This is a genomic window from Pseudomonas sp. F-14 TE3482 (genome assembly GCF_053629455.1).
Map to the genome: position 1 here is coordinate 5,185,578 of NZ_JBRJII010000001.1, position 19,711 is coordinate 5,205,288.

Genomic DNA, 19,711 nt, shown 5'->3' on the forward strand with positions numbered 1-19,711 from the left:
TTCAGTTGGCAATGACGCTCATGTTCCGACCACTGGCCTTGGCCACATACAGCGCTTTGTCTGCTGCACCGATCAAATCTTCGGGCTGGCTCTGCGCCGTCTGGTTGTAGGCACAGACCCCCAGGCTGACCGTGACGAGGCCTTCGGGGCTGCCGCTATGCTTGATGTCGATTTGCTGAACCGCGCGACGGATCTTTTCCGCCACCAGAAACGCCCCCACATAATCGGTGCCGGGCAGCACCACCGTAAACTCCTCACCACCGAATCGGGCAGCAAGATCGCCGGGGCGCTGGATGTTGTCGGTGATGATGGTGCTGATCTTGCGCAAACACTCATCGCCTGCCAAATGACCGTAGTGATCATTGAAACTCTTGAAATGATCGACATCGATCATCAGCAACGCAAGGCTGGTGTGGGTACGCCTGGCACGGCCCATTTCCGCCAGGATGAACAGGTCGAATTGACGCCGGTTGGAAAGGCCGGTCAGTGCATCCTCCAGAGCCAGCAACTTGAGGCTATGGTTGACCTCAAGGAGTTTTTCCTGAGCCTCCAGCAATTCGTTCTGAATAGTATTCTGCTGCTTCATGACACGGATCAGGCGATAGCCGAGAACGCTCACAAACCCCAGCAGCAATGCGACGATCCCCGCACTGAGTATTGATTCCTGCCGCCAACTGGCCAGGACTTCTTCCTTGTCGAGAGCGGTAAAAACGATGAGCGGATAACCCTCGACCCGCCGAAATCCCACCACCCGCTCCACCCCGTCCACGTAGGATTTGACGATGGCCGTTCCGGAATCGCCCTTGGGCAACAGCTGGGTAAACAGCGGCCCCTTGGCGACATTGGTGCCGATATCGGCTTCATTGAACGGTCGGCGAACGACGATGGTGGCGTCGTCAGCGATCAGATTGACTACCCCGTTACTGCCCATGTCGATGCTGTTGTACAGGTTCAGGAAATGATTGAGATAGATCGAAGCCGCCACCACGCCAGCAAACCGCCCATCGGCGTGATTGATCCGGCGTGACACGGTCATGACCCACTCACCGGTCGAGCGACTTCTTATCGATGGACCGATATGAGGGCCGCGTTCGGGATGATCACGGTGGTAGATGAAGTATTCACGGTCGGAGTTATTGGCATTGGCCAGCACCGCGTTATTGGAGTTGGCGAGCCAGCGTCCTTCTTCGTCGAAAACGAACAGCCCATGGATCTGCGCCAGTTCATTGCGCTGGGCGTGGAGCAAACGTTGCAGTCTGGGAATTTTCGCTGGTTCCATGCCATCGTTTTCGAGGCGGTCCACCACGGCAAACAGCAGCGTATCGGCCTGTTTGATCGATGCTTGTGCCTGCGAGGCCAAGGTTTGCGCCAGGTTGGACATTTCCACTTCGCTACCGTGCAAATGATACTGACGGGCGTTCCAGCCTTCGCCGATCGCAATGGCCGTCATGGACAGGCACACCGCAACGAGCAGGAAGACTGCGTATCGAACCTTGAGTTTCGACTCAACCTGCCCGGGTAACCAAGGCGTGGCGAGTCGGGTGCTTTCGATACGATCTTTGACGGACGGATGCCCCATGACGCTCCCTTAATCCCTTATGACATGGCGAATTTTCCCGTTCGCCCTTTTAGCGCCAGCCAGCCGTGGCTGGCGCTCAGACCACTATGACTCATCAACGAATACGATAGGTGATTTGCGCGAAAATGCTCATCGCCAACAATCGCAAGGCTACATCTGCGTCTGTTTCACCGCCTCAAGCCAGGCCGGATTCAATTGCGTCTGTTCGGTCTCGATACCCAGCGCTTCCATCCGCGCCTTGTGCTGGTCCATTTCACGGGTCAGCTGGCTATGGTCGCTGGAGTTGCCGTCCAACTGGTGCATCTGGCTCAACCCCAAGTGATAAAAACGCAGCAGCTTCATGGCGCTCGGATCGCCCTTCTCCACTGCCGCCGTGACCTGGTGCATGACGTTGGTGATGCTCATGAGGCTGCGCTTGAGCTGCCAACCGTAGACCGCTGGCGCCATCCATTCCTGGGTCCAGAACTTGCCGCGCATCAGCGCCGCCATCAGCAATAATGCGGCAAACACGCCGCCCACGTTGAAACGCAGATTGTCGCCGCCGGGCTCGCCGAACAGCGCCACCGCCGCCGTGGACAGCACCATCGCCAGCGCCAGGAACATCAGGGCGATGATCACCGTGCTGCGCCGCGTCTGGCGTCGATAGGTTTCGGCATTCATTGGCTGGATTTCGAACATCGCGACGGGGTTCCTTGCATCAATGGGAAAGGCTCTGTGGCAAAAAGACTGCGGGGCATTATCGCCTCCCCGAAGGATTTAGCTATGCTGGGGCTCCTTTTCATCTTTCCATCGTCAAACGGGGAACATGGCGATACAGCGCAGTTCGTGCCATCTTCATCATGGATACACACTATTCGGATGCCATGCGCCTGCCGGCGGGTGACATCGTTTTAAGGATCATTGAATGACCCAACGACATGTAATCAACGCCTCGGTCAGCCCTAAAGGCAGCCTGGAAACACTGTCCCAACGTGAAGTACAGCAACTGAGCGAAGCCGGAACCGGCCTCACCTACACCCTTTTCCGCCAGTGCGCCCTGGCCATCCTCAATACCGGCGCCCACGTCGATAACGCCAAGACCATACTGGAAGCCTACAAAGACTTCGAAATCCGCATTCACCAGCAAGACCGCGGCGTACGCCTGGAACTGCTGAACGCCCCGGCCGACGCGTTCGTCGATGGCGAAATGATCGCCAGCACCCGTGAAATGCTCTTCAGCGCCCTGCGCGACATCGTCTACACCGAAAACGAACTCGACGCCTTGAGCATCGACCTGAGCACCTCCCAGGGCATCAGCGACTACGTCTTCCACCTGCTGCGCAACGCCCGCACCCTGCGCCCCGGCGTCGAACCGAAAATCGTGGTGTGCTGGGGCGGCCACTCGATCAACACCGAAGAATACAAATACACCAAGAAAGTCGGCCACGAGCTCGGCCTGCGCAGCCTCGACATCTGCACCGGTTGCGGCCCGGGCGTGATGAAAGGCCCGATGAAAGGCGCGACCATCGCCCACGCCAAGCAGCGCATCCACGGTGGCCGCTACCTCGGCTTGACCGAACCCGGGATCATCGCCGCCGAAGCGCCGAACCCGATCGTCAACGAACTGGTGATCCTGCCGGACATCGAGAAACGTCTGGAAGCGTTCGTGCGCGTAGGCCACGGCATCATCATTTTCCCGGGTGGCGCAGGCACAGCCGAAGAATTCCTGTACCTGCTCGGCATCCTGATGCACCCGGACAATGAAAGCCTGCCCTTCCCCGTGGTCCTCACCGGGCCGAAAAGCGCCGCGCCGTATCTGGAGCAGTTGCACGCCTTCGTCGGTGCCACCCTCGGTGAAGCCGCGCAGCAACACTACGAGATCATCATTGACGACCCGGTTGAAGTGGCGCGGCAAATGACTCAGGGCCTGAAAGAGGTCAAACAGTTCCGTCGCGAGCGCAACGACGCGTTCCATTTCAACTGGCTGCTGAAGATCGACGAAGGCTTCCAGCGCCCGTTCGACCCGACCCACGCCAACATGGCCAACCTGCAACTGAGCCGCAACCTGCCGTCCCACGAACTGGCCGCCAACCTGCGCCGCGCGTTCTCCGGCATCGTCGCCGGCAACGTCAAGGACAAGGGCATCCGCCTGATCGAAGAACACGGGCCGTACCAGATTCGTGGCGATGCTGCCGTCATGCAGCCGCTGGACAAACTGCTCAAAGCCTTCGTCGCCCAGCACCGGATGAAACTGCCGGGCGGCGCGGAATATGTGCCGTGTTATCAGGTGGTGGCGTAACAATATTGATGTGAGCTTTAACACCCACACTTTGACAAGAAACCCCGCGTGCTGCGGGGTTTTGATCGTTCCCACGCTCTGCGTGGGAATGCCTCAACGGACGCTCTGCGTTCGGCTCTGGAAGGGACGCGGAGCGTCCCCGGGCTGCATTCCCACGCAGAGCATGGGAACGATCATCCTCGCTAACCTCGCGGATCGAGGTTATCCAGCACCCGATTCACCGCCAACTCCCCGAGCATGACCACCGATTGAATCCCCAACATCATGTTGCGATGTGGCATGTCCATCAACCCGGCGAACTCACTGAGCATCATGCTCGCTGACGCCAGGGATTCGCAGGCGTTGACCAGTAGAGTTTCGTTATCGACCTCGGCGCCGACATGGTAAATGGTGCTGGGTTTGCGCTTGGTGTCTTTGGGGATGGGCGGCTTGAGGTAGTAATCGAGGGCGCGGTCGGCGGCTTCGTTGAGTTTTTTCGAATCGAGGGAATCGTAGGGGGATGTTGGATCGGTTTCCGGTGGGTTGGGTGTGGCTTTGAACATGGTAATGCTCCTTGATTAGTGGAGCCGCCACGGTTCGCTGCGAAACGAAGATAGGTGGCAGCTGTACGCAGGTTCGCAGACCGGGAATCAAGGAACCCGGCAGACCCGAAGATCTCCCGCGCACAGCCGCCATAACGCAATTCAGCGAACGAAAAACGTCATCTGAAAAGGAGCGGTGGCGCTGTGCGCCTTGATTGACCCGGGCTGCGAAACCCGATCGCTGATTCGTCAGCAACCCGGAAACGATAGAGCCCGGCCTCAAGGCGCACAAGCCGGCGGATTCTGGCGTAGTCGTAGGCAGCGGCGCAAGAATGTGTAGCCTGAGTGAGTATCTGGAGATGTCGATTAAACATCGCCTGTTTAGCGGTCTCACGTCGGGTTTTGCGGTGGATGGGCCGCCCCCTTCCGCCATAACTAATAGCGAATCCACTTTCCCGTACTTATTATTTCTGGACTATTACAATCCACCAAATAAAGCCATTCTGGATCATGCCCTACCGTACCTACCAAAACCCCTAGCGTGTCAGGATGATCGGGCATCGCACCGGTGTGAATTGCTCCAATATAACTATTTTCACCCTCGGGATTGTGCAGTTGAAAACGCAATGACCCGTCGGCATTGTAGATCGCAGCATTATCGGGAAAACCAAAAAACCAGGGAGCTTCAGGGCAACTAAATTTTGAAGGTTCTTTATCAAAAACAACCAAAACCCCAGTTCTATCAGGCAGTATGCAGGGGGTACCCGCAACAGGAAACTCGACAGCCGCCCCCCCTTCAGACACTACAAATTTCATCACCTTCACGACTGGACTGACCTTCACATACCTGAGGTGTTCCATTTCAACTTCAAAATCAGTTCTGCCACCCTGCCAATCATAGAACTCCTCGAAGACTGCTCCATCAGCATGAGTCACCACACTCCTTACACATGCAACAAGACCACTCATTTCAACAACCTCAAACTGCCAACATCAACATTATAGAATTCAGGATTTTCACGAGGAGTTTTATCCATAAAATTGACTTGATTTGCTCCACCCGGCAGCCTTATTTTTTGAGTGGCATCCCACATATCACCAGCAGTGCCCTCACGAACTCCGACACCTGGCCTTATAGTGAACTCAACTTTATACAAATTCCCGTCTTTAAATTCGCTGGAAATCGCCAGTTTATTTCTAACATCCGCTATCGAATTTACCGGAAAATCTGTAGCCCAGCCCCCTAGAGAAGAAGCCGGATTTGATCCGGTTTTTTCGCTATTACGCATAGCGTCGTATTGTCTCTGGTCTATAACCATAGTCATGGTACGCGGCTGCTCTAAAACCTTATCGGTCACTATTGTTCCTTCTTTCCAGGCCGCGCGCTGCGTTCCCCAATAGGGAGGTTTTACCCCACCCGCTTGCTCCGTCAAAAGCAGGTCGTTCGCTTTCTTCTCATCATCGACACGTGGAAGGCCATCACGGTCCGTAACCTGCCCTGCGTTGATGTTTTCCGCACGATGCTCCTTTCCTGGAACGAAGTCACGCTGCGCGGTCTGCCCAAACCCTTCAGCGTCACGAGTAGAGTTCAACTCGATGAGGCGCTTCTCCAATACCGTTTTCTCAGCTTTCGCCAAGGTATCCCGGGCGACCAGCTCCTTCAAAACCGCAAGAAGGCTGCCCTTGGCCATCTTGCCGGCCGGCATCACCTCAAGAAGCAACTCGAGATCAATATTCGAATTGACCCCGCCACTCGCCAGAACACGTAACCGGTCCATTTGCTCTGCTTGGGTCCCGGCATCGGCACTGAGCGCACCAATTTCAGGAAGCTTCCTGATAGCAATGGACTCTCCATATTGCTCAGCCCACTTGTCCGGTACTACACCCATGCCATCTGGGGCGTTGTTGTAGGTGGAGTTGCTCGAAGGATTGAAGAGACGCGAGTCGTTGTACTGCCTGTCCGTAGACGTGAACGCAACGACCTTGTCGCCGTTCGCGACGATGGGGCTCCCATCCGCCCACGTCAAAAGCACCTTCTCGTTCTGCAGTTGAGTGACCACTCCTCGGGCAACACGCAGATCGTCAGCCAAGTGCTGACCCTCTGGGTTATTCGGGCTATAGCCGGACAGAATTCCCTGTAGTTCATTGTTGGTCTGCTTATCGACCTCACCACCTGCTACGAATGTCAGTAGAGCGTTCCATTCGAAGCCAGATTGGCTTTTGCCAGTTGAGGCATCTAAATTCTTGGCCTCAAGAGCAAGTCTTTTCTCTTCTTGAACGTGTAATTTGCGGTTGTAAGACTGCGCATTCCCGGCGATTTCCGAGCCTAGAGAAACGTCGCCATCAACACTGGCTGCCGCCAGCAACCCCACCAGTTTGGACGCAGCGTTTACCAACCGGTCGTGCTCTGCGGGATCATCGCCACTGAGTAACGGTGTTTTATCCAAGGTCGCGATAAGCGCCTCATTAGCGCCCGCAGCGATCGCCCCCGTTTTAAAATCGCCACCCATTGCTTCTGAAAGCAACCCACCCACGACAGCATGCAGGGCGGTTTTACTTAGGCCGCTGTCTTGAAGTTTGAAGGCATCGCCAAAATCACCAACACCTGTGAAAGCAGTAGCCTGAAGCACATCGAAGACGCTGCCCTTCATTGCGTCCTTGAAGCTGCCTTGCCCAAGGGCTTCGGAAAGCGTTCCGCGCACCGCTCCGCCCGCCAATTGGATCGTACCGAACCGACCAATAGCTGCCGGGTCGTTCCAATGAGGTACTACGCTGGGACCACTCACTTTGTTAGTGATAGGGTCGCTCTGTGCGCCAAACCAGTTGCCACTGGCGTAATTCACAAATCCTGCTGAGGCGCCCGCGATCAGCGCTTGTTTCATGCTGTCGCTACTGAAGGTTTCCTTGAATGCGGCTCCCAGGTTGCCCTTGTTGTTTATCGTGCTGACCACGCCCGTACTGGCAAGGGAGGTCAACGACGCGGTGGCAATGATGTTTCCCAGACCTGCTGCCGTACCTGCGACAGCCGCACTGGTCGTCGTTGCAGCTGTGGCTGCCGTTGCCGCCGCCATAGTCGAGCCGGCGCCTGCAGCACTACCGGCTGCTGCCGCAAACGTACTGGCGGCACCTGCCGTCAATACCGTTACGACGATGATGATCGCAAGCATCGCCCCCTGACCAAGGCTGGAATGGCTGTACTTGAAGGAATCATGCAACTCCTTCACATGCCGCCAATCCACATCCCCGCGTTTCTCAGCCTCTTTCAACCAAGCCAATTGCGGATCAGCCTTCACCATCACATCAATGGTCTGGCTAACCGTGTTCTGATTAATCTGTCTGATATCAATCTTCAAGCCATCTACGGCCTTGATCGCCAACTGCCCCTGCGCCACCAACTCACTCTGGCGCAGCGTCTCGTCGGTATTGCCCTTGCCCTTGGCGCTGGTCCACGCCAGGTCACTCTTACTCTTCTCGTGACTCTCCTGATGCAGGTCCTTGACCGCCTCAAACGTCACCGCGCCGCCGCTGGCAATCGTCAGGTCGTTACCACTATTGAGCTTGGCCCGCTGATACAGCTGATCGCCACCACTGGCCAATGTCAGGTCGCCACCGGTCTTGATTTCTGTCCCTACGTTTGTGACGCGGGTAACTTCATCACGCTGGGTTTTCTTGGCGCCCCAGCCGCCTTTTTCTTTCATGTCGTAGAGGGTGTAGGTGCTGTTCTGCGCGGCCAGCAGGTTCAACCTATCCCCGCTGTACAGATACGCCTCATTTCCCGCTGATCTTGCTCGCCACAATCGTCGTGTCGCGCCCAGCCTGGCTGGTGAAGTTCCTGCCCGCCGTCAGCACACTCGCCACTTGCGTCGTCTGATCATCCGAAGTCTTGATGCGCTTCTTGCCGTGCTTTTCCTTGCCCTCAACGTTGTGCATATCGCTGACCGACACGATGTTCAGGTCGCGCGCGGCCTGAACGTTCAGGTCTTTGCCGGCGGTCGCGGTGCTGCCGATAACGTTGACGTCTTGCCCGGCCTTCATGTTGAGGTTGCCGCCGACAGTAACGGTCGCGGCGAGGTTCTTCACGTCAGTGGTGATGCTCGACTTGTGGCCGCCGTCGCTGAATTCGTGTTTCTCGCTGGTATCGGTTTTGGCCGCCAGGTTGATGTCCCGGCCCGCCGTCAGGGTCGCGTTGCCGCCACTGCTCAAGGCGCCGTGGTTGGTCAGGTCGCGGCCGGCCGCAACGGCCAGGTTTTCCCGGGCGCTGATGCTGCTGCCCGCGTCGGTCAGGGTGCGCATGCCGGACCCGTCACGAACCTGAATCGCGGTGCGGTCGTTGATGATGTCGCCCTTGAGCGCGACAAGGCTGACCTGGCTGGCGCGGATCTCGCCGGCCATGGCGTTGCGAATGCTGTCTTGCGCCAGTATTTGCAGGTCGTTACCGGCCTCGACCAGCCCGCCCTGGTAGACGCTGCCGGCGCTTTGGACGTTGAGGTTGTTGCCGGCGCGCAGCGTGCCGACGTTGACCAGATCGCCGCCGGTGAACAGGTTCAAGTCCCGACCCTGGATCAGGCTGCTGCCGCGTACGTTGCGGGTATCTGCCTGGGCCAGGTACAGCACCGGCACGAGGACTTTTTGCCCGTCGACGATGCGGTTTTCCATCCAGACAATGTCATGGGTCAGCGCGCTGACCTGCTCGCCCGTCAACGAGACGCCAAGGCTCAGGCGCAGTGCGTCTTTGCTGGCGAGGGCGTTATCCATCAGGTAGCGGTATTGCTCGTAATCGCTGGTCAAACCGCCGGCGAGAAAACGCTGGCCGGTTTTCGCCAGCACCGCATCGCGAATCAGGCGCTGCTCGTAGAGGCCATCGCCGAGTCGACGCCAAGTGCTGTCGGCGTTGACGTTCAACAGCTTGAGCAGGTAGTCCGAACCAAAGAACTGCGACAGGTTCGTGAGGTTCGGGTTGGTCTCGATCAGGTAGCGGCTGGTCGGGTCGGGGTTCTTGATGAACAACCCGTAATCGCCCTTGGGCGTTTGGAAATTCGGCCCGGCCGTCGGATCCACAGAGGTGAAAGGTAGCCCGCTGTAATCCACCGGTTTGAAGACGGTCTGTACGCTGCCATCCGCCGCGATACGCTCGATGGGTTGCACAGCGGCAGGCGTCACGGCGGCGGCACCGGTCGCCTGCGGGGTGAGGTTGATATTGACCTCACCTACCCCGACGCCGGTCTGGTCGTCGCCCAGCGTACCGGTCAGTTGTTCGAGCGTGTTCTGGTGCAGCGTTCCGTTTTGCACGGTACGCGTGACGTTGAGGTTGACGGTGGCGCCGGCCTGAATCGTGGCGGCGTAGGTCGGCTCAGGGTTGTCGGTCCAGACGGTGACGTTGCTGCGCTCCTGGAAGCGGCTGTCGCTGGAACGCGATTTCAGCAGTTCGAAGCGGGCGTCGTCGTAGTTCCCGGCGGCAACGGCCGCGTTGAAGGCCGGGACGTCGACGTACTCCATCTGATCCCAATAACCGGTGGAAATGCGCCTCGGTGTACGGATCACGATGGTGTTCTGCCCGGTGCGGGTGGACGCGCCCTGGTTGAGCAGGTCATCGGCAATGATGGTCAGGTTGTTGTTGGCGGCCAGCAGGCTGTAGCGGTTCTGCACGCTTGAGGCCTGGATGTTGAGGTCTTTGCCTGCAACCAGGCGCGCCGAAGCAGAGTCTTTGATGGCGCGCTCGATGAACGTTTGGCCAATGGTGATCCAGCCGCGTTTGAAGGAGTCATGTCCGCCACAGTGTTGGCTGCACGCCCACTTCAAGGTGCCGCTCACCCGTTGTTGGTCCAGCTCGAATTCGGCTTTGGCATTTTCCAGCGAGACGGCGTGAAGGCTGATATTGCCTTGGCTTTCGACGGTCCCGGAGAGGTTTCTGAAACTTTGCGCGGCGGCGCCGTCGATGCCGGCGAAGCTAAGATTGCCGGCGCTGTAGAGGTCGCCATACCAGTTGAGCAGGCTACTGGCGCGCAAGGTCATGTCGCCGCCGCTGAACAGCAATGTATCGGCGCCGTTGGTGATGCCGCCGGTGGCGGTGAGGTTGACTTTGCCTTGGGCACCCAGTGTGCCGTGGTTGTCGATTTGCGCCGCGTCGATGCGCAGGTTCTGGCGGGCAGTCAGGTAACCGAGGTTATCCAGCGTACCGCTCAGGTTGAGGCGTGTGTCGGTGCCGGCCCCCATGCGTCCGCCGTTCTGGCGCACGTCATGAGCGGTGATATCCAGCATTTTTTGCGCGGATAACCGACCACTGTTGAATAGATCGCCCGTAAGGTTCAGCGTGAGGTCGCCATCGCTGAGCAGTTCGCCGCCGTTGCTCAGGCTGCCAAGGTTGAGCACCAGTGCGGTGCTGCTGGCCAGGCGATCGCCGGACTGAAGCGTCAGCGAATCGCTGGTGTAAGTCAGGGCCTCGTTGAGCTGTGCACGCCCCAGCCCATCCACCGCGCCAAAGTTCCAGTCGCCGCTGCCCAGGCCGGTGATATCACCACCGGCACCGGTCAGGCGATCGAGGTGCAGGGTAAATAACCCGGTGTTGGCGTGTTCGAGGGTCCCGGTACGGTTATCCAGCGTGCTGGATTTGAAACTGAACGACGAGTTACCGACCTCGATGGTGCCGTTGTGGTTATTGACGGTGTCGCTGAAATCGAGCGTGCTGATGTCGTCTGTCGAGACGCGAAGAGTACTGACGTTGTTGCCCAGCGCACGGATTCGCCCGGAAGCGCTGTTGTCCAGCGTGCCGCCCTGGAGTGCAAGCCAGGTGTTGGATTCGATCAGGCCACCCTGGTTGGTCAGTTGGTCGGCCGTCAGGTCCACGGTGTTGCCACTGAGCTGTCCGCCGCTGTTGTCCAGCGTGGAGCCTTTGAACACCAGCGCGGTCTTGGCGAAGAGTTTGCCGGCGCGGCTGGTCAGTGAATCAACGGTCAGCTTCAGTTCGCCCGCCAGGCTGGCGATCATGCCGGCCTTGGTGCCGTCGCTGCTGTTATCGAGATTGCTGGCGGTCACCTCGACGGTGTCGCCCTGGATCGTGCCGCCCAGGTTGCCGATGCGGCCCTTGCCGAGCTTCAGGCTGGCAAGCCCACCGTCGGCGAGAATAACGCCGCCGCTGTTGTCCAGTCGGTTCCCGCGGTAGGTCAACCCACCGGCCCCTGCGACCAGTTGCCCCTTCTGACCGTTGAGCAAAGTGCTCGCCTGAAGGTCCAGTCGCTGGCCGCGAATCGTGCCGCCCTGGTTATCGATCAGGCTCGCGCCGGTGACGGTGGCCGTGTTGTTACCGGCATCGATCACACCGGTCAGGTTGCTCAACAGGTTGCTGACATTCAGGACAACGTCGCCGCCATTGCTGACCAGTGCGCCCTTGCCGTTGTTGATCAGGCGTTGAGCATCGACCTGGATGGTTTTACCGAGCACTGTGCCCGCGCTGTTGTCCAGCCAGCCACCTTGCAGCAAAAGGCCGCCGTCGCTCTGAATGTGCCCCTTGTTATTGAGCAACTGCGCCTTGATGGCCGCCGGATCGAAGATCAGGCTCATGCCCTGGGCGCCTGCCGCCAGCAGCCCCGCGTTGCTGTTGTCGAGCCCCGAGGCGTTCAGATCAATGCGCTCGCCGACGATTTTCCCGCCGCGGTTGTCGACCTGCCCCCCCGGCGCGCGAATGCTGACCTTGGACCCCAGCACGCTGCCGAGCTGGTTATCGAGGCTCGAGGCTTTCAGATCGAGGTCACCGTTGACCGCCAGCAGCCTGCCGCCCTGGTTGATGACCTCCTGGCCCGTGACTGAAAGCTGGTTTTTCGCCTGGAGAGTGCCCGAAGTGTTGTCGAACCTGCCACGCGTGTTCACCCGCGCATTACCGGCGCTGGCAGAAAGCAGGCCGGAGCGATTATCAAGCGTGGTGGTATCGACAATAAGGCCGCCAGCGTCGATTTGCCCGCCACGGTTATCCAGCTGGCGGGCGGTGATTGTCAGGCTGCCGCCCAGCACCTGGATCAGGCCTTCGCGGTTGTCCAGGCTGTCGAGTTGCAAGGACGCCGCCTGCCCCGCGCCAAAGCGGATCACCCCTGCCAGGTTGACGATGGCCGGTGTATTGATCACCAGCGACTGGTCACCGACGATTCGCGCAGCAGCGCCCTGATTGGTCACCCGGGCGCTGGTCAGATCGACCGCCGCGCCCTGAACCACGCCTTGATTGGTCAGGGTTGTGCCCGCACGGATACTCAACGAGCGACTGGCTTCGAGACTGCCGGTGTTGGTCACGGAGGGGCTGGTGATGCTCAGGTCGCCCGTGGTGTTGCGGCTGTTATCGGCCTCGATGCCCGCGGCAATCACGCCGGAGTTACTGAGTTTTCCCGCATTGATGTCGATGCGGTTGCGGGCGGCCAGACTCTGCCGGTTGACCAGCTCGCCGGGCGTACGTACATCGACGCTGCCGGCGTAAGCCTTGCCGGTCATCTCGACACTCTGCGCGTTGACCCGCAAGGCACCTTGGGCCGATGTCTGCGCCATGCTCAGATGGCCACCGGCATCGATTTTAATATCGCCGGCACTGGCGGCCATGTTGCCCGCCAGCTTGACCCCGACGCCCTGCTCGGTGCCCACCAGTTTGATGGTGTTGGCATACATCCCTCCCAGCGCCGCCGCGTCGATTGCCAGTTGAGGCTTGTCGGCATCACGGGCCGCGCGAGGGGTGGTGGCCAGGCTGTCGGCGTTGACGTTGTTGGCACCGGTAATGACATTCAATTGCCGGGCATGGATGTCTGCGTTGATCTTCGCCGAACGGGTAATCAGGTCGAATTGATCAATGTTGGCCGCATCAAGCCCCATGCCATCGATGGTGATGCTGCCGCCATCAACCTCGAAGTGATCAAGCTTGCCGCTGCCGTCGAGTACAGGCTTGCCGGTGCTGAGGGTCACGCGCGGCGTGTTGATGAAGCCGCAACCGTTACAGCTCACGCCGTAAGGGTTGGCGATGATGACCCGCGCTGACTGGCCTGCCACTTCGGTGTAGCCGTTGAGCTGGCTGGGGCTACCGCCGTTGACTTCGTTGAGGATAGTGCCGGCTGCCCGTCCACCGAGCTGGCTGTTGCCCAGGATGTGGCCGCCCAGTTGGGTGTTCTGCACCGCGTTCGTCGCGTTGTTGAGGATCACGCCCTGGCGACCGACGTTGTAATCCTTGAACTGGTTGTGCGAGAGCCCGGCACCGTTGGGCGCGGCAATATTGATCACCGGTACGCCGTTGCCGGCCTGCCCTATGCCGGTCTGGGTGTTGCCACTGACGGCGATGCCCTCGGCCTGGGCCCAGATCGGCTGCCAGAACATGACGTTCGCCAGCAGCAATGCCAGCAAGCGTTTGGGCATGCCCAGGAAGTGCGTGCGAGGGGCCACGGCAGCCGAAGGCTGGCGGGACAGAAAGGCAAGCTGGTGAACGTCCATATTCAGAATCTCGACGCGATAACAAATGAATTAAAGAAACAGGTCGACCTGGAAGTAGATCGGCGCCTCGCGCTCGGTGAGCACGGTGGGGCGTTCCAGCGAGTGGGCGAACGTCAGGCGAGTGGCGAGGTACTTGCCACGGGCGAAGAGTTCCAGAGAGTTGCTGGACATTCGGCCATGCACTTCGCTGTTGTATCGGTCATTGCTGATCACGCCTTGGTCATAGCCGACACTGGTGCCGTACTCGCTCAGTGCCGGGCGCAACCAATCGACAGTCACCGGGCGGGTCCAGCGCAGCTCGTTGCGCCAGTAGCCGCCGCTGTCCCCGGATAAAAACTGGTCTTTATAGCCACGCACCGATGAGCTGCCACCCAGGCTGATGCGTTGCGGGCTGAACAACACGTCTTCACTGCGCTGGCCCGTGGCGAGGCTGCTGAACGTGAAGGACTCGCCCAGCCAGTTGAACGGCAACAGGTAACTGGCCGTGGCGGTGTACTTTCGATAGCGAGCGTTGGCGGTAAGATTGCCGGCATCATCACGACGCTGGTCGTTGCCTTGTGCATCCAGCGCGCCGATGCCCTGCTGCATGCCCAGGTCCAGGTTGACGAACGACTGGCCAATACGCCGGCCGTGGTTGATACCCAACTGGGCTTCGGTAATACGCTGGCTGCTGTTATCCAGGCGGCTATCTTCGATGTAGTTGTTAGTGCGCAGATGGGCGAAGCCGGCATTGATCGAGGTTTTGCTCACCGCATCGCGATGGACGAGGCGCTCGGCGCGAAATTGATGATTCTCGCTGTCGCCGCTCTGGCTGAAGTTGAAACCATTGCCTTGGGCCTGGGAGCGGTATTCGCTCTGGCTGTAGGTATAACTGAAGTTCCACCAGCCCCAAGGCACGTTGTAATAGAGCATGGCGTTTTTCGAGGTTTTCTGGTGATCGCTCACCGCGTCATGGCCGCCGCGCAACATCAACTGGTCGGCCAGCCCCAGCGGGCTGTCCCACTCAAAGCCTGCGCCCCACTGCTGTTCACCGGTGCTTTTCTGACCGTCGTTGTTACGCGACAGGCTGGCCCGCCAAGGCTTTTGCGGGGTGTTCTTGACCAGCACGTTACTGCCGCCGACCTGAACGCCGGGGGTCAGTTCCATTTGCGCCTGGTTGGAGGGCAAGCGGTTCAACTGATCCACCAGTTGTTCTATTTCACGAAGATTGAGCAATTCGCCCGTTTTACCGGGGAAGGTCATGGACAGTTCCCGATCGGAGATATGGCTGTCGTCAGCGCCCTTCAAACCCTCGAGTTTGCCCTCGACTACAAACACACTTAAGTGGCCGCTGGAGAGGTCTTGCTGCGGCAAGTAAGCGCGGCTGGTGATCATGCCCTTGCCGATGTAATGGTCGGTGATGACCTTGAGCAATTCGTTGAGTTGCGAGACGCCCAGGCATTGACCGATATAAGGCTTGAGCAAGCGCTCGCGGTCGGCAGCGGACAGACTGTCGGCGCCTTTGAGTTCGATGTCTTTGATAGGAAAGCAACGTGTATCCACCGGGGCGGTCGGTGTTGCGGGCAATGTTGGCTTGCCCGGCAGTTCCTTGAGTTCTTCCAGTCGACGCTGCTGTTCTTCAATCAGGCGGTTCTGGCGATCGCGGATCAGGTCCTGGTCGCCCGGCGTTGGCAGGCTGGCGCCATCGGCGCTGCTCTGTGTACCCAAGCCAAGCAATAGCGCGCACAGCACCGGCCACATCCGTGGGGAGATAAGCATAACGCTCCATGTCATAAGTGCTGAGGGCGTACATTGATGCCCGCAGGGGAAGGGTCGTGGTCACCCTGAAATTGATGTCAGAGATACTGGCTAAATGACGCCAGCCATCACGGACGGTAAACAGACCCCACACATTTTGAAAAATTCAGCCGACAAGGAAATTAATATCAAATGTGTCAGACCAACTGAACCACGCGGCGGGCTCGATACAGCAGCGAGAGGCTTGCCCCCGTTGGGTTGCGGCCAGCAGGGTTTCGTTATCGACCTCGGGGTCGACGTGAAAAAGAGTGTCGTTTAAACAATGCTTGTTTGGTGGCCTGAGCGTTGTAGTGACTGTACTGGCCTCTTCGCGAGCAAGCCCGCTCCCACAGGGGATCTTCGGTGAACACACTATCTGTGTACGCCTGAGATCAAATGTGGGAGCGGGCTTGCTCGCGAAGAGGCCCGAAAAGGCCCCCTCCAACTTTCGGTCAATCCACCAATCGCGCCGCAAGAGACTTGGCCTGGCTCGCCACGTCGGTCACTGCCGTGCTCTCCCACCACATGCCGCGCAGCGGCGGGCCCATGGCGAATAAACGGCTGGCGACCTGCCCCTCGGCGCTTAGCACCGCGCCGTCATCCGCGGCGGCAATGCCCAACGCCAGTGGCCCCGGCCGCACCAACCCGCGCGCCAACAGCTGCTGCGGCAATGGCCGCGCCACCCGCCGCCAGTCGTATTCGATGCCGCTGGAATTGATCAGTGCCGCGCCATGCACCACGCAGGTTTCGGCCTCACCACGGCGACGGATGCGGATACTCACCCCACCGCTCAACGAAGGCTCCAACCCTTTGAACGATGCAGCATGAATCCGCAACCGCCCTTCCCCGTGCAGCCGCGCCACCAACTCGGCACTCAACGGCGGAGAGCGATGGTGATGGCTCTCCCACCACGGCCGCACATGGCGCACGAATTGCCGGCGTTGCACGTCCGTCGCCTGGTTCCACAACCGTCCGATGTGCGCCCGCACCGTGTCGAGTGGCGCTTGCCAGTCGATGCCTTGGGCGATGGCGTCGCGGCAATGCCGACGCAGTTCGCGCATCAGCTGACGCGGTGTGCGAATGCTGTGATCCTTGGCCAAAAAATCCGCCCAGGCCGGCGGCTGCCTACGCACGTGAGGCAGCAGACCATGACGGGAAAACACTTCGATCGGCCCGCGATGCCCGGCCTGCTCCAGTGACACCACGGCGTCGACCATGGTCAGCCCGGAACCGATGATCAGCACCGTCGACTGCGGATCGAGCTGCCGCATGGAAGCTACGTCCCACGGGTCGAGGGCGGCGGCGTTCAGGCCGCTGGATTCGGTCTGTGGCGTGCGTGCGGCGGGGAACATACCGGTGGCCAGTACCGCATAGGCGCCTTGCAAGCGTTGTCCATCACTCAAGGTCAATTGCACTGAATCGTCCCCGGCTTGCAGGTCCACCACTTCGGCACGCACATGTTCGACGGTCGAACCGTGGCGCTCACCCACGGCCTGCGCTTCGGCCAGACGCTGCTGCACATAGACCCCAAACAGCCCACGCGGCGGGAACAATTCACTGACTGGCACATGTTGCTGATCCGACTCCGGCCATCCACCCGTCGCGATGTGTTTGGTGAGCCATTGGGTCAAATCATCAGCGTTGTCGGGATCGACACTCATGCGCGCCGCGTTGCCGTTAAGCGTATGCCCCAGTTCGACCGCGCTATAGGCCTCGCCCCGACCGAGTTCGGCGCGGGGCTCGATCACCAACGCCTGACGCTTGCCCGGCAAACGCAACAACTGCGCCGCCAGCATCGCGCCGCTGAGGCCGCCGCCGATGATCAGGATATCCGCGTGGCGGATGGGTTTGGTCGCCTGTCCGCTTGGGGTGTCAGTCATGGCGCTCTCACTGGTCAATGTTTACCTGAATAGACATCGGGCATATCGCCCCATGCAGTCACATCGGCGCTGCCGGACAGCCCAGCGTAGAAGAAAACACATCAACTAAAAAATGCAAGATGTTCCACTGTTGCCCCGCCAACAGCCTGGCCTGTCTCAACAACGCATCGATACGCCCAAATCGAGCACTTCGCTTTTATGGAATGGATCGTCGACCCAATACCGCATCTGCATTCCCCCCACCCACAGACTGTTAATAAATGCGCAAGCAGGAATCAAGAATGATGCTCGTCCCTCTTGAAGTGGAATCACTAATCTATTGGGAGTGTTGCCAACCTTGTATTCAAGGGTCACCTGCGTGCCCGGATAGACGTTCCGGTTCAATTCAATATCGACCCGGGCACCGGCAATGACATCTTCGAGAAAGACATTGTCGCCGTAGGCCACTGGTAGTACGGGTGCAGGTAAAAGCTCTGACGGCTTTTTGTGATTAATAGACATGTCTGAATCCGATTTTAAGGAGTGGGCCGCCATTCGCCGGCGCACTCATCATTGTTGGATCCGAGGCACATCGTCTACTGTGAGAAGCAACAGGTATATACGTGTTTTACGCGACAAAATCGGCACCGATCAAATCACCACATTACGCACAAAGCGCGCCGCCACGTCCCCCTCGTTGCGATAGGAATGCGGCTGATTACTGGCAAACATAAAGAACTCACCCGCCGCGATTTTCTGCGGCTCGTTGCCGAGCATCAGGGTCAGGCAGCCTTCAAACACATAAATCTGTTCGCTATAGCCATCGGCATCCGGCTCCGAGGGGTAATGCTCGCCCGGCTCAAGGCGCCATTCCCAGAGTTCCACTTCACGAGTGGCGATAGCTTTGGCCAGCAACACCGCTTTACTGCCAGGGATCGTGCCGGCCCAGGCCAGTTCATTGATGCGGCTCGGGTCGCGGGCTTCAGGGGCCTGGATCAAATCGCTGAAGGCTACGTCCAGCGCTTCGGCCACGCGGTCGAGGGTGGTCAGGCTGACGTTCTTCTCGCCGGCCTCGATGGCCACCAGCATGCGGCGACTGACACCGGATTTTTCGGCCAGGGCAGTCTGGCTCATGTCGGCGGCGTGGCGCAGACGTCGGACGTTTTGGCTGACGTGCTGGAGGACCGACGCCCGTTGGGTGGAATCTTTGTGCACTATATTGCTCACTTGATGGTGTTGCGCAGTATACTGCCCAACTTCCGGCGCATTGTGCGTCTCCCTCAGGTAGCACGCAAGGCCATGACGTCGGTGAACTCCTCCCCTGCTTCCTCCCGTTTCTCACGGTTCAGCAAAGCTGAATGCGTGTTGGTGCTGATCACTATGGTCTGGGGCGGCACCTTTTTGCTGGTGCAGCATGCAATGACCGTCAGCGGGCCGATGTTTTTCGTAGGCCTGCGTTTTGCCGCGGCAGCGATTATCGTTGCCCTGTTCTCCTGGCGTCATCTGCGCGAACTGACCCTGTTCGAACTCAAAGCCGGGGCGTTTATCGGCTCGGCGATCATGCTCGGGTATGGCTTGCAGACCGTGGGCTTGCAGAGCATTCCCAGCAGTCAGTCGGCGTTTATTACCGCGCTGTATGTGCCGTTCGTGCCGTTGCTGCAATGGCTGGTGCTGGGGCGGCGTCCGGGGTTGATGCCGAGCATCGGGATCATGCTGGCCTTTACCGGGTTGATGCTGTTGTCGGGGCCGTCCGGCGCTTCGTTCAATTTCAGCCCCGGTGAAATCGCCACATTGATCAGTGCCGTGGCGATTGCAGCGGAGATCATTCTGATCAGCACCTATGCCGGTCAGGTCGACGTGCGCCGGGTGACGGTGGTGCAGCTGGCGGTGACTTCGGTGCTGGCGTTTCTGATGGTGGTGCCGACTCAGGAAGTGATTCCGGGGTTCTCGTGGTTGCTGTTGTGCAGCGCATTGGGCCTGGGCGCGGCGAGTGCGGCGATTCAGGTGGCGATGAACTGGGCGCAGAAGAGTGTTTCGCCGACTCGGGCGACGTTGATCTATGCCGGGGAGCCGGTGTGGGCCGGGATTGTCGGGCGGATCGCCGGGGAGCGGTTGCCGGCGATAGCGTTGGTTGGCGCGGGGTTGATTGTCGCGGCGGTGATTGTCAGTGAGTTGAAGACCAAGGGTAAGGTGGTTCTTGAGGTTGAGGACGATCTGGATCGCGAAGCCGAGCACTGATCGTTCC

10 protein-coding genes and 1 pseudogene are annotated in these 19,711 nt (G+C 59.2%); 2 read left to right on the forward strand and 9 right to left on the reverse strand.

What is annotated here, in order from left to right; translation table 11 throughout:
- Nucleotide 1: 1 nt before the first annotated feature.
- The gene (locus tag AB7M26_RS23335) at nt 2-1,579 is read right to left on the reverse strand and encodes a sensor domain-containing diguanylate cyclase (RefSeq protein ID WP_123494203.1); all 1,578 of its coding nucleotides are present in this window, start codon (nt 1,577-1,579) and stop codon (nt 2-4) included.
- Between the two features lie 150 nt (nt 1,580-1,729).
- Nucleotides 1,730-2,257, reverse strand: coding sequence for a DUF3087 domain-containing protein (locus AB7M26_RS23340; RefSeq protein ID WP_123494201.1), 528 nt, complete (start codon nt 2,255-2,257; stop codon nt 1,730-1,732).
- A 226-nt stretch (nt 2,258-2,483) separates the two neighbouring features.
- Between AB7M26_RS23340 and ppnN the strand changes: the two genes are divergently transcribed.
- Complete coding sequence (gene ppnN / locus AB7M26_RS23345) at nt 2,484-3,857, forward strand: nucleotide 5'-monophosphate nucleosidase PpnN (RefSeq protein ID WP_123360795.1); 1,374 nt, start codon at nt 2,484-2,486, stop codon at nt 3,855-3,857.
- A 182-nt stretch (nt 3,858-4,039) separates the two neighbouring features.
- Here ppnN and AB7M26_RS23350 read toward each other — a convergent pair whose 3' ends face one another.
- The 7 genes and pseudogenes from AB7M26_RS23350 to AB7M26_RS23380 form a co-directional block, all read right to left on the reverse strand.
- Nucleotides 4,040-4,399 carry a DUF6124 family protein gene (locus tag AB7M26_RS23350; protein WP_123494199.1) on the reverse strand — a complete coding sequence of 120 codons (360 nt, stop codon included), beginning with the start codon at nt 4,397-4,399 and terminating at the stop codon, nt 4,040-4,042.
- Between the two features lie 414 nt (nt 4,400-4,813).
- Complete coding sequence (locus AB7M26_RS23355; protein WP_192342797.1) at nt 4,814-5,347, reverse strand: hypothetical protein; 534 nt, start codon at nt 5,345-5,347, stop codon at nt 4,814-4,816.
- Nucleotides 5,344-13,831 (reverse strand): annotated as a pseudogene (locus AB7M26_RS23360) (two-partner secretion domain-containing protein). The gene AB7M26_RS23355 and the pseudogene AB7M26_RS23360 overlap by 4 nt, the downstream one beginning before the upstream one ends.
- A gap of 30 nt (nt 13,832-13,861) precedes the next feature.
- Nucleotides 13,862-15,571 carry a ShlB/FhaC/HecB family hemolysin secretion/activation protein gene (locus tag AB7M26_RS23365; protein WP_123494197.1) on the reverse strand — a complete coding sequence of 570 codons (1,710 nt, stop codon included), beginning with the start codon at nt 15,569-15,571 and terminating at the stop codon, nt 13,862-13,864.
- A gap of 488 nt (nt 15,572-16,059) precedes the next feature.
- Nucleotides 16,060-17,487: an FAD/NAD(P)-binding protein gene (locus tag AB7M26_RS23370; protein ID WP_123494193.1), complete on the reverse strand. Its 1,428-nt coding sequence runs from the start codon at nt 17,485-17,487 to the stop codon at nt 16,060-16,062.
- A gap of 156 nt (nt 17,488-17,643) precedes the next feature.
- Complete coding sequence (locus AB7M26_RS23375; protein ID WP_148050115.1) at nt 17,644-17,988, reverse strand: hypothetical protein; 345 nt, start codon at nt 17,986-17,988, stop codon at nt 17,644-17,646.
- A gap of 129 nt (nt 17,989-18,117) precedes the next feature.
- A complete protein-coding gene (locus AB7M26_RS23380) occupies nt 18,118-18,681 on the reverse strand; it encodes a helix-turn-helix domain-containing protein (protein WP_123494190.1) in 564 nt (187 codons plus the stop codon).
- 15 nt (nt 18,682-18,696) lie between these two features.
- Between AB7M26_RS23380 and AB7M26_RS23385 the strand changes: the two genes are divergently transcribed.
- Nucleotides 18,697-19,704: a DMT family transporter gene (locus AB7M26_RS23385; protein ID WP_185022039.1), complete on the forward strand. Its 1,008-nt coding sequence runs from the start codon at nt 18,697-18,699 to the stop codon at nt 19,702-19,704.
- The last annotated feature ends 7 nt before the right edge of the window (nt 19,705-19,711 follow it).

Bases quoted from the DNA above. Each gene is read 5' to 3' on its own strand.
- AB7M26_RS23355 (WP_192342797.1), bottom strand. From the start codon at position 5,347: ATGAGTGGTCTTGTTGCATGTGTAAGGAGTGTGGTGACTCATGCTGAT.
- ppnN (WP_123360795.1), top strand. From the start codon at position 2,484: ATGACCCAACGACATGTAATCAACGCCTCGGTCAGCCCTAAAGGCAGC.
- AB7M26_RS23365 (WP_123494197.1), bottom strand. From the start codon at position 15,571: ATGTGGCCGGTGCTGTGCGCGCTATTGCTTGGCTTGGGTACACAGAGC.
- AB7M26_RS23370 (WP_123494193.1), bottom strand. From the start codon at position 17,487: ATGACTGACACCCCAAGCGGACAGGCGACCAAACCCATCCGCCACGCG.
- AB7M26_RS23385 (WP_185022039.1), top strand. From the start codon at position 18,697: ATGGTGTTGCGCAGTATACTGCCCAACTTCCGGCGCATTGTGCGTCTC.
- AB7M26_RS23335 (WP_123494203.1), bottom strand. From the start codon at position 1,579: ATGGGGCATCCGTCCGTCAAAGATCGTATCGAAAGCACCCGACTCGCC.
- AB7M26_RS23350 (WP_123494199.1), bottom strand. From the start codon at position 4,399: ATGTTCAAAGCCACACCCAACCCACCGGAAACCGATCCAACATCCCCC.
- AB7M26_RS23375 (WP_148050115.1), bottom strand. From the start codon at position 17,988: ATGTCTATTAATCACAAAAAGCCGTCAGAGCTTTTACCTGCACCCGTA.
- AB7M26_RS23340 (WP_123494201.1), bottom strand. From the start codon at position 2,257: ATGTTCGAAATCCAGCCAATGAATGCCGAAACCTATCGACGCCAGACG.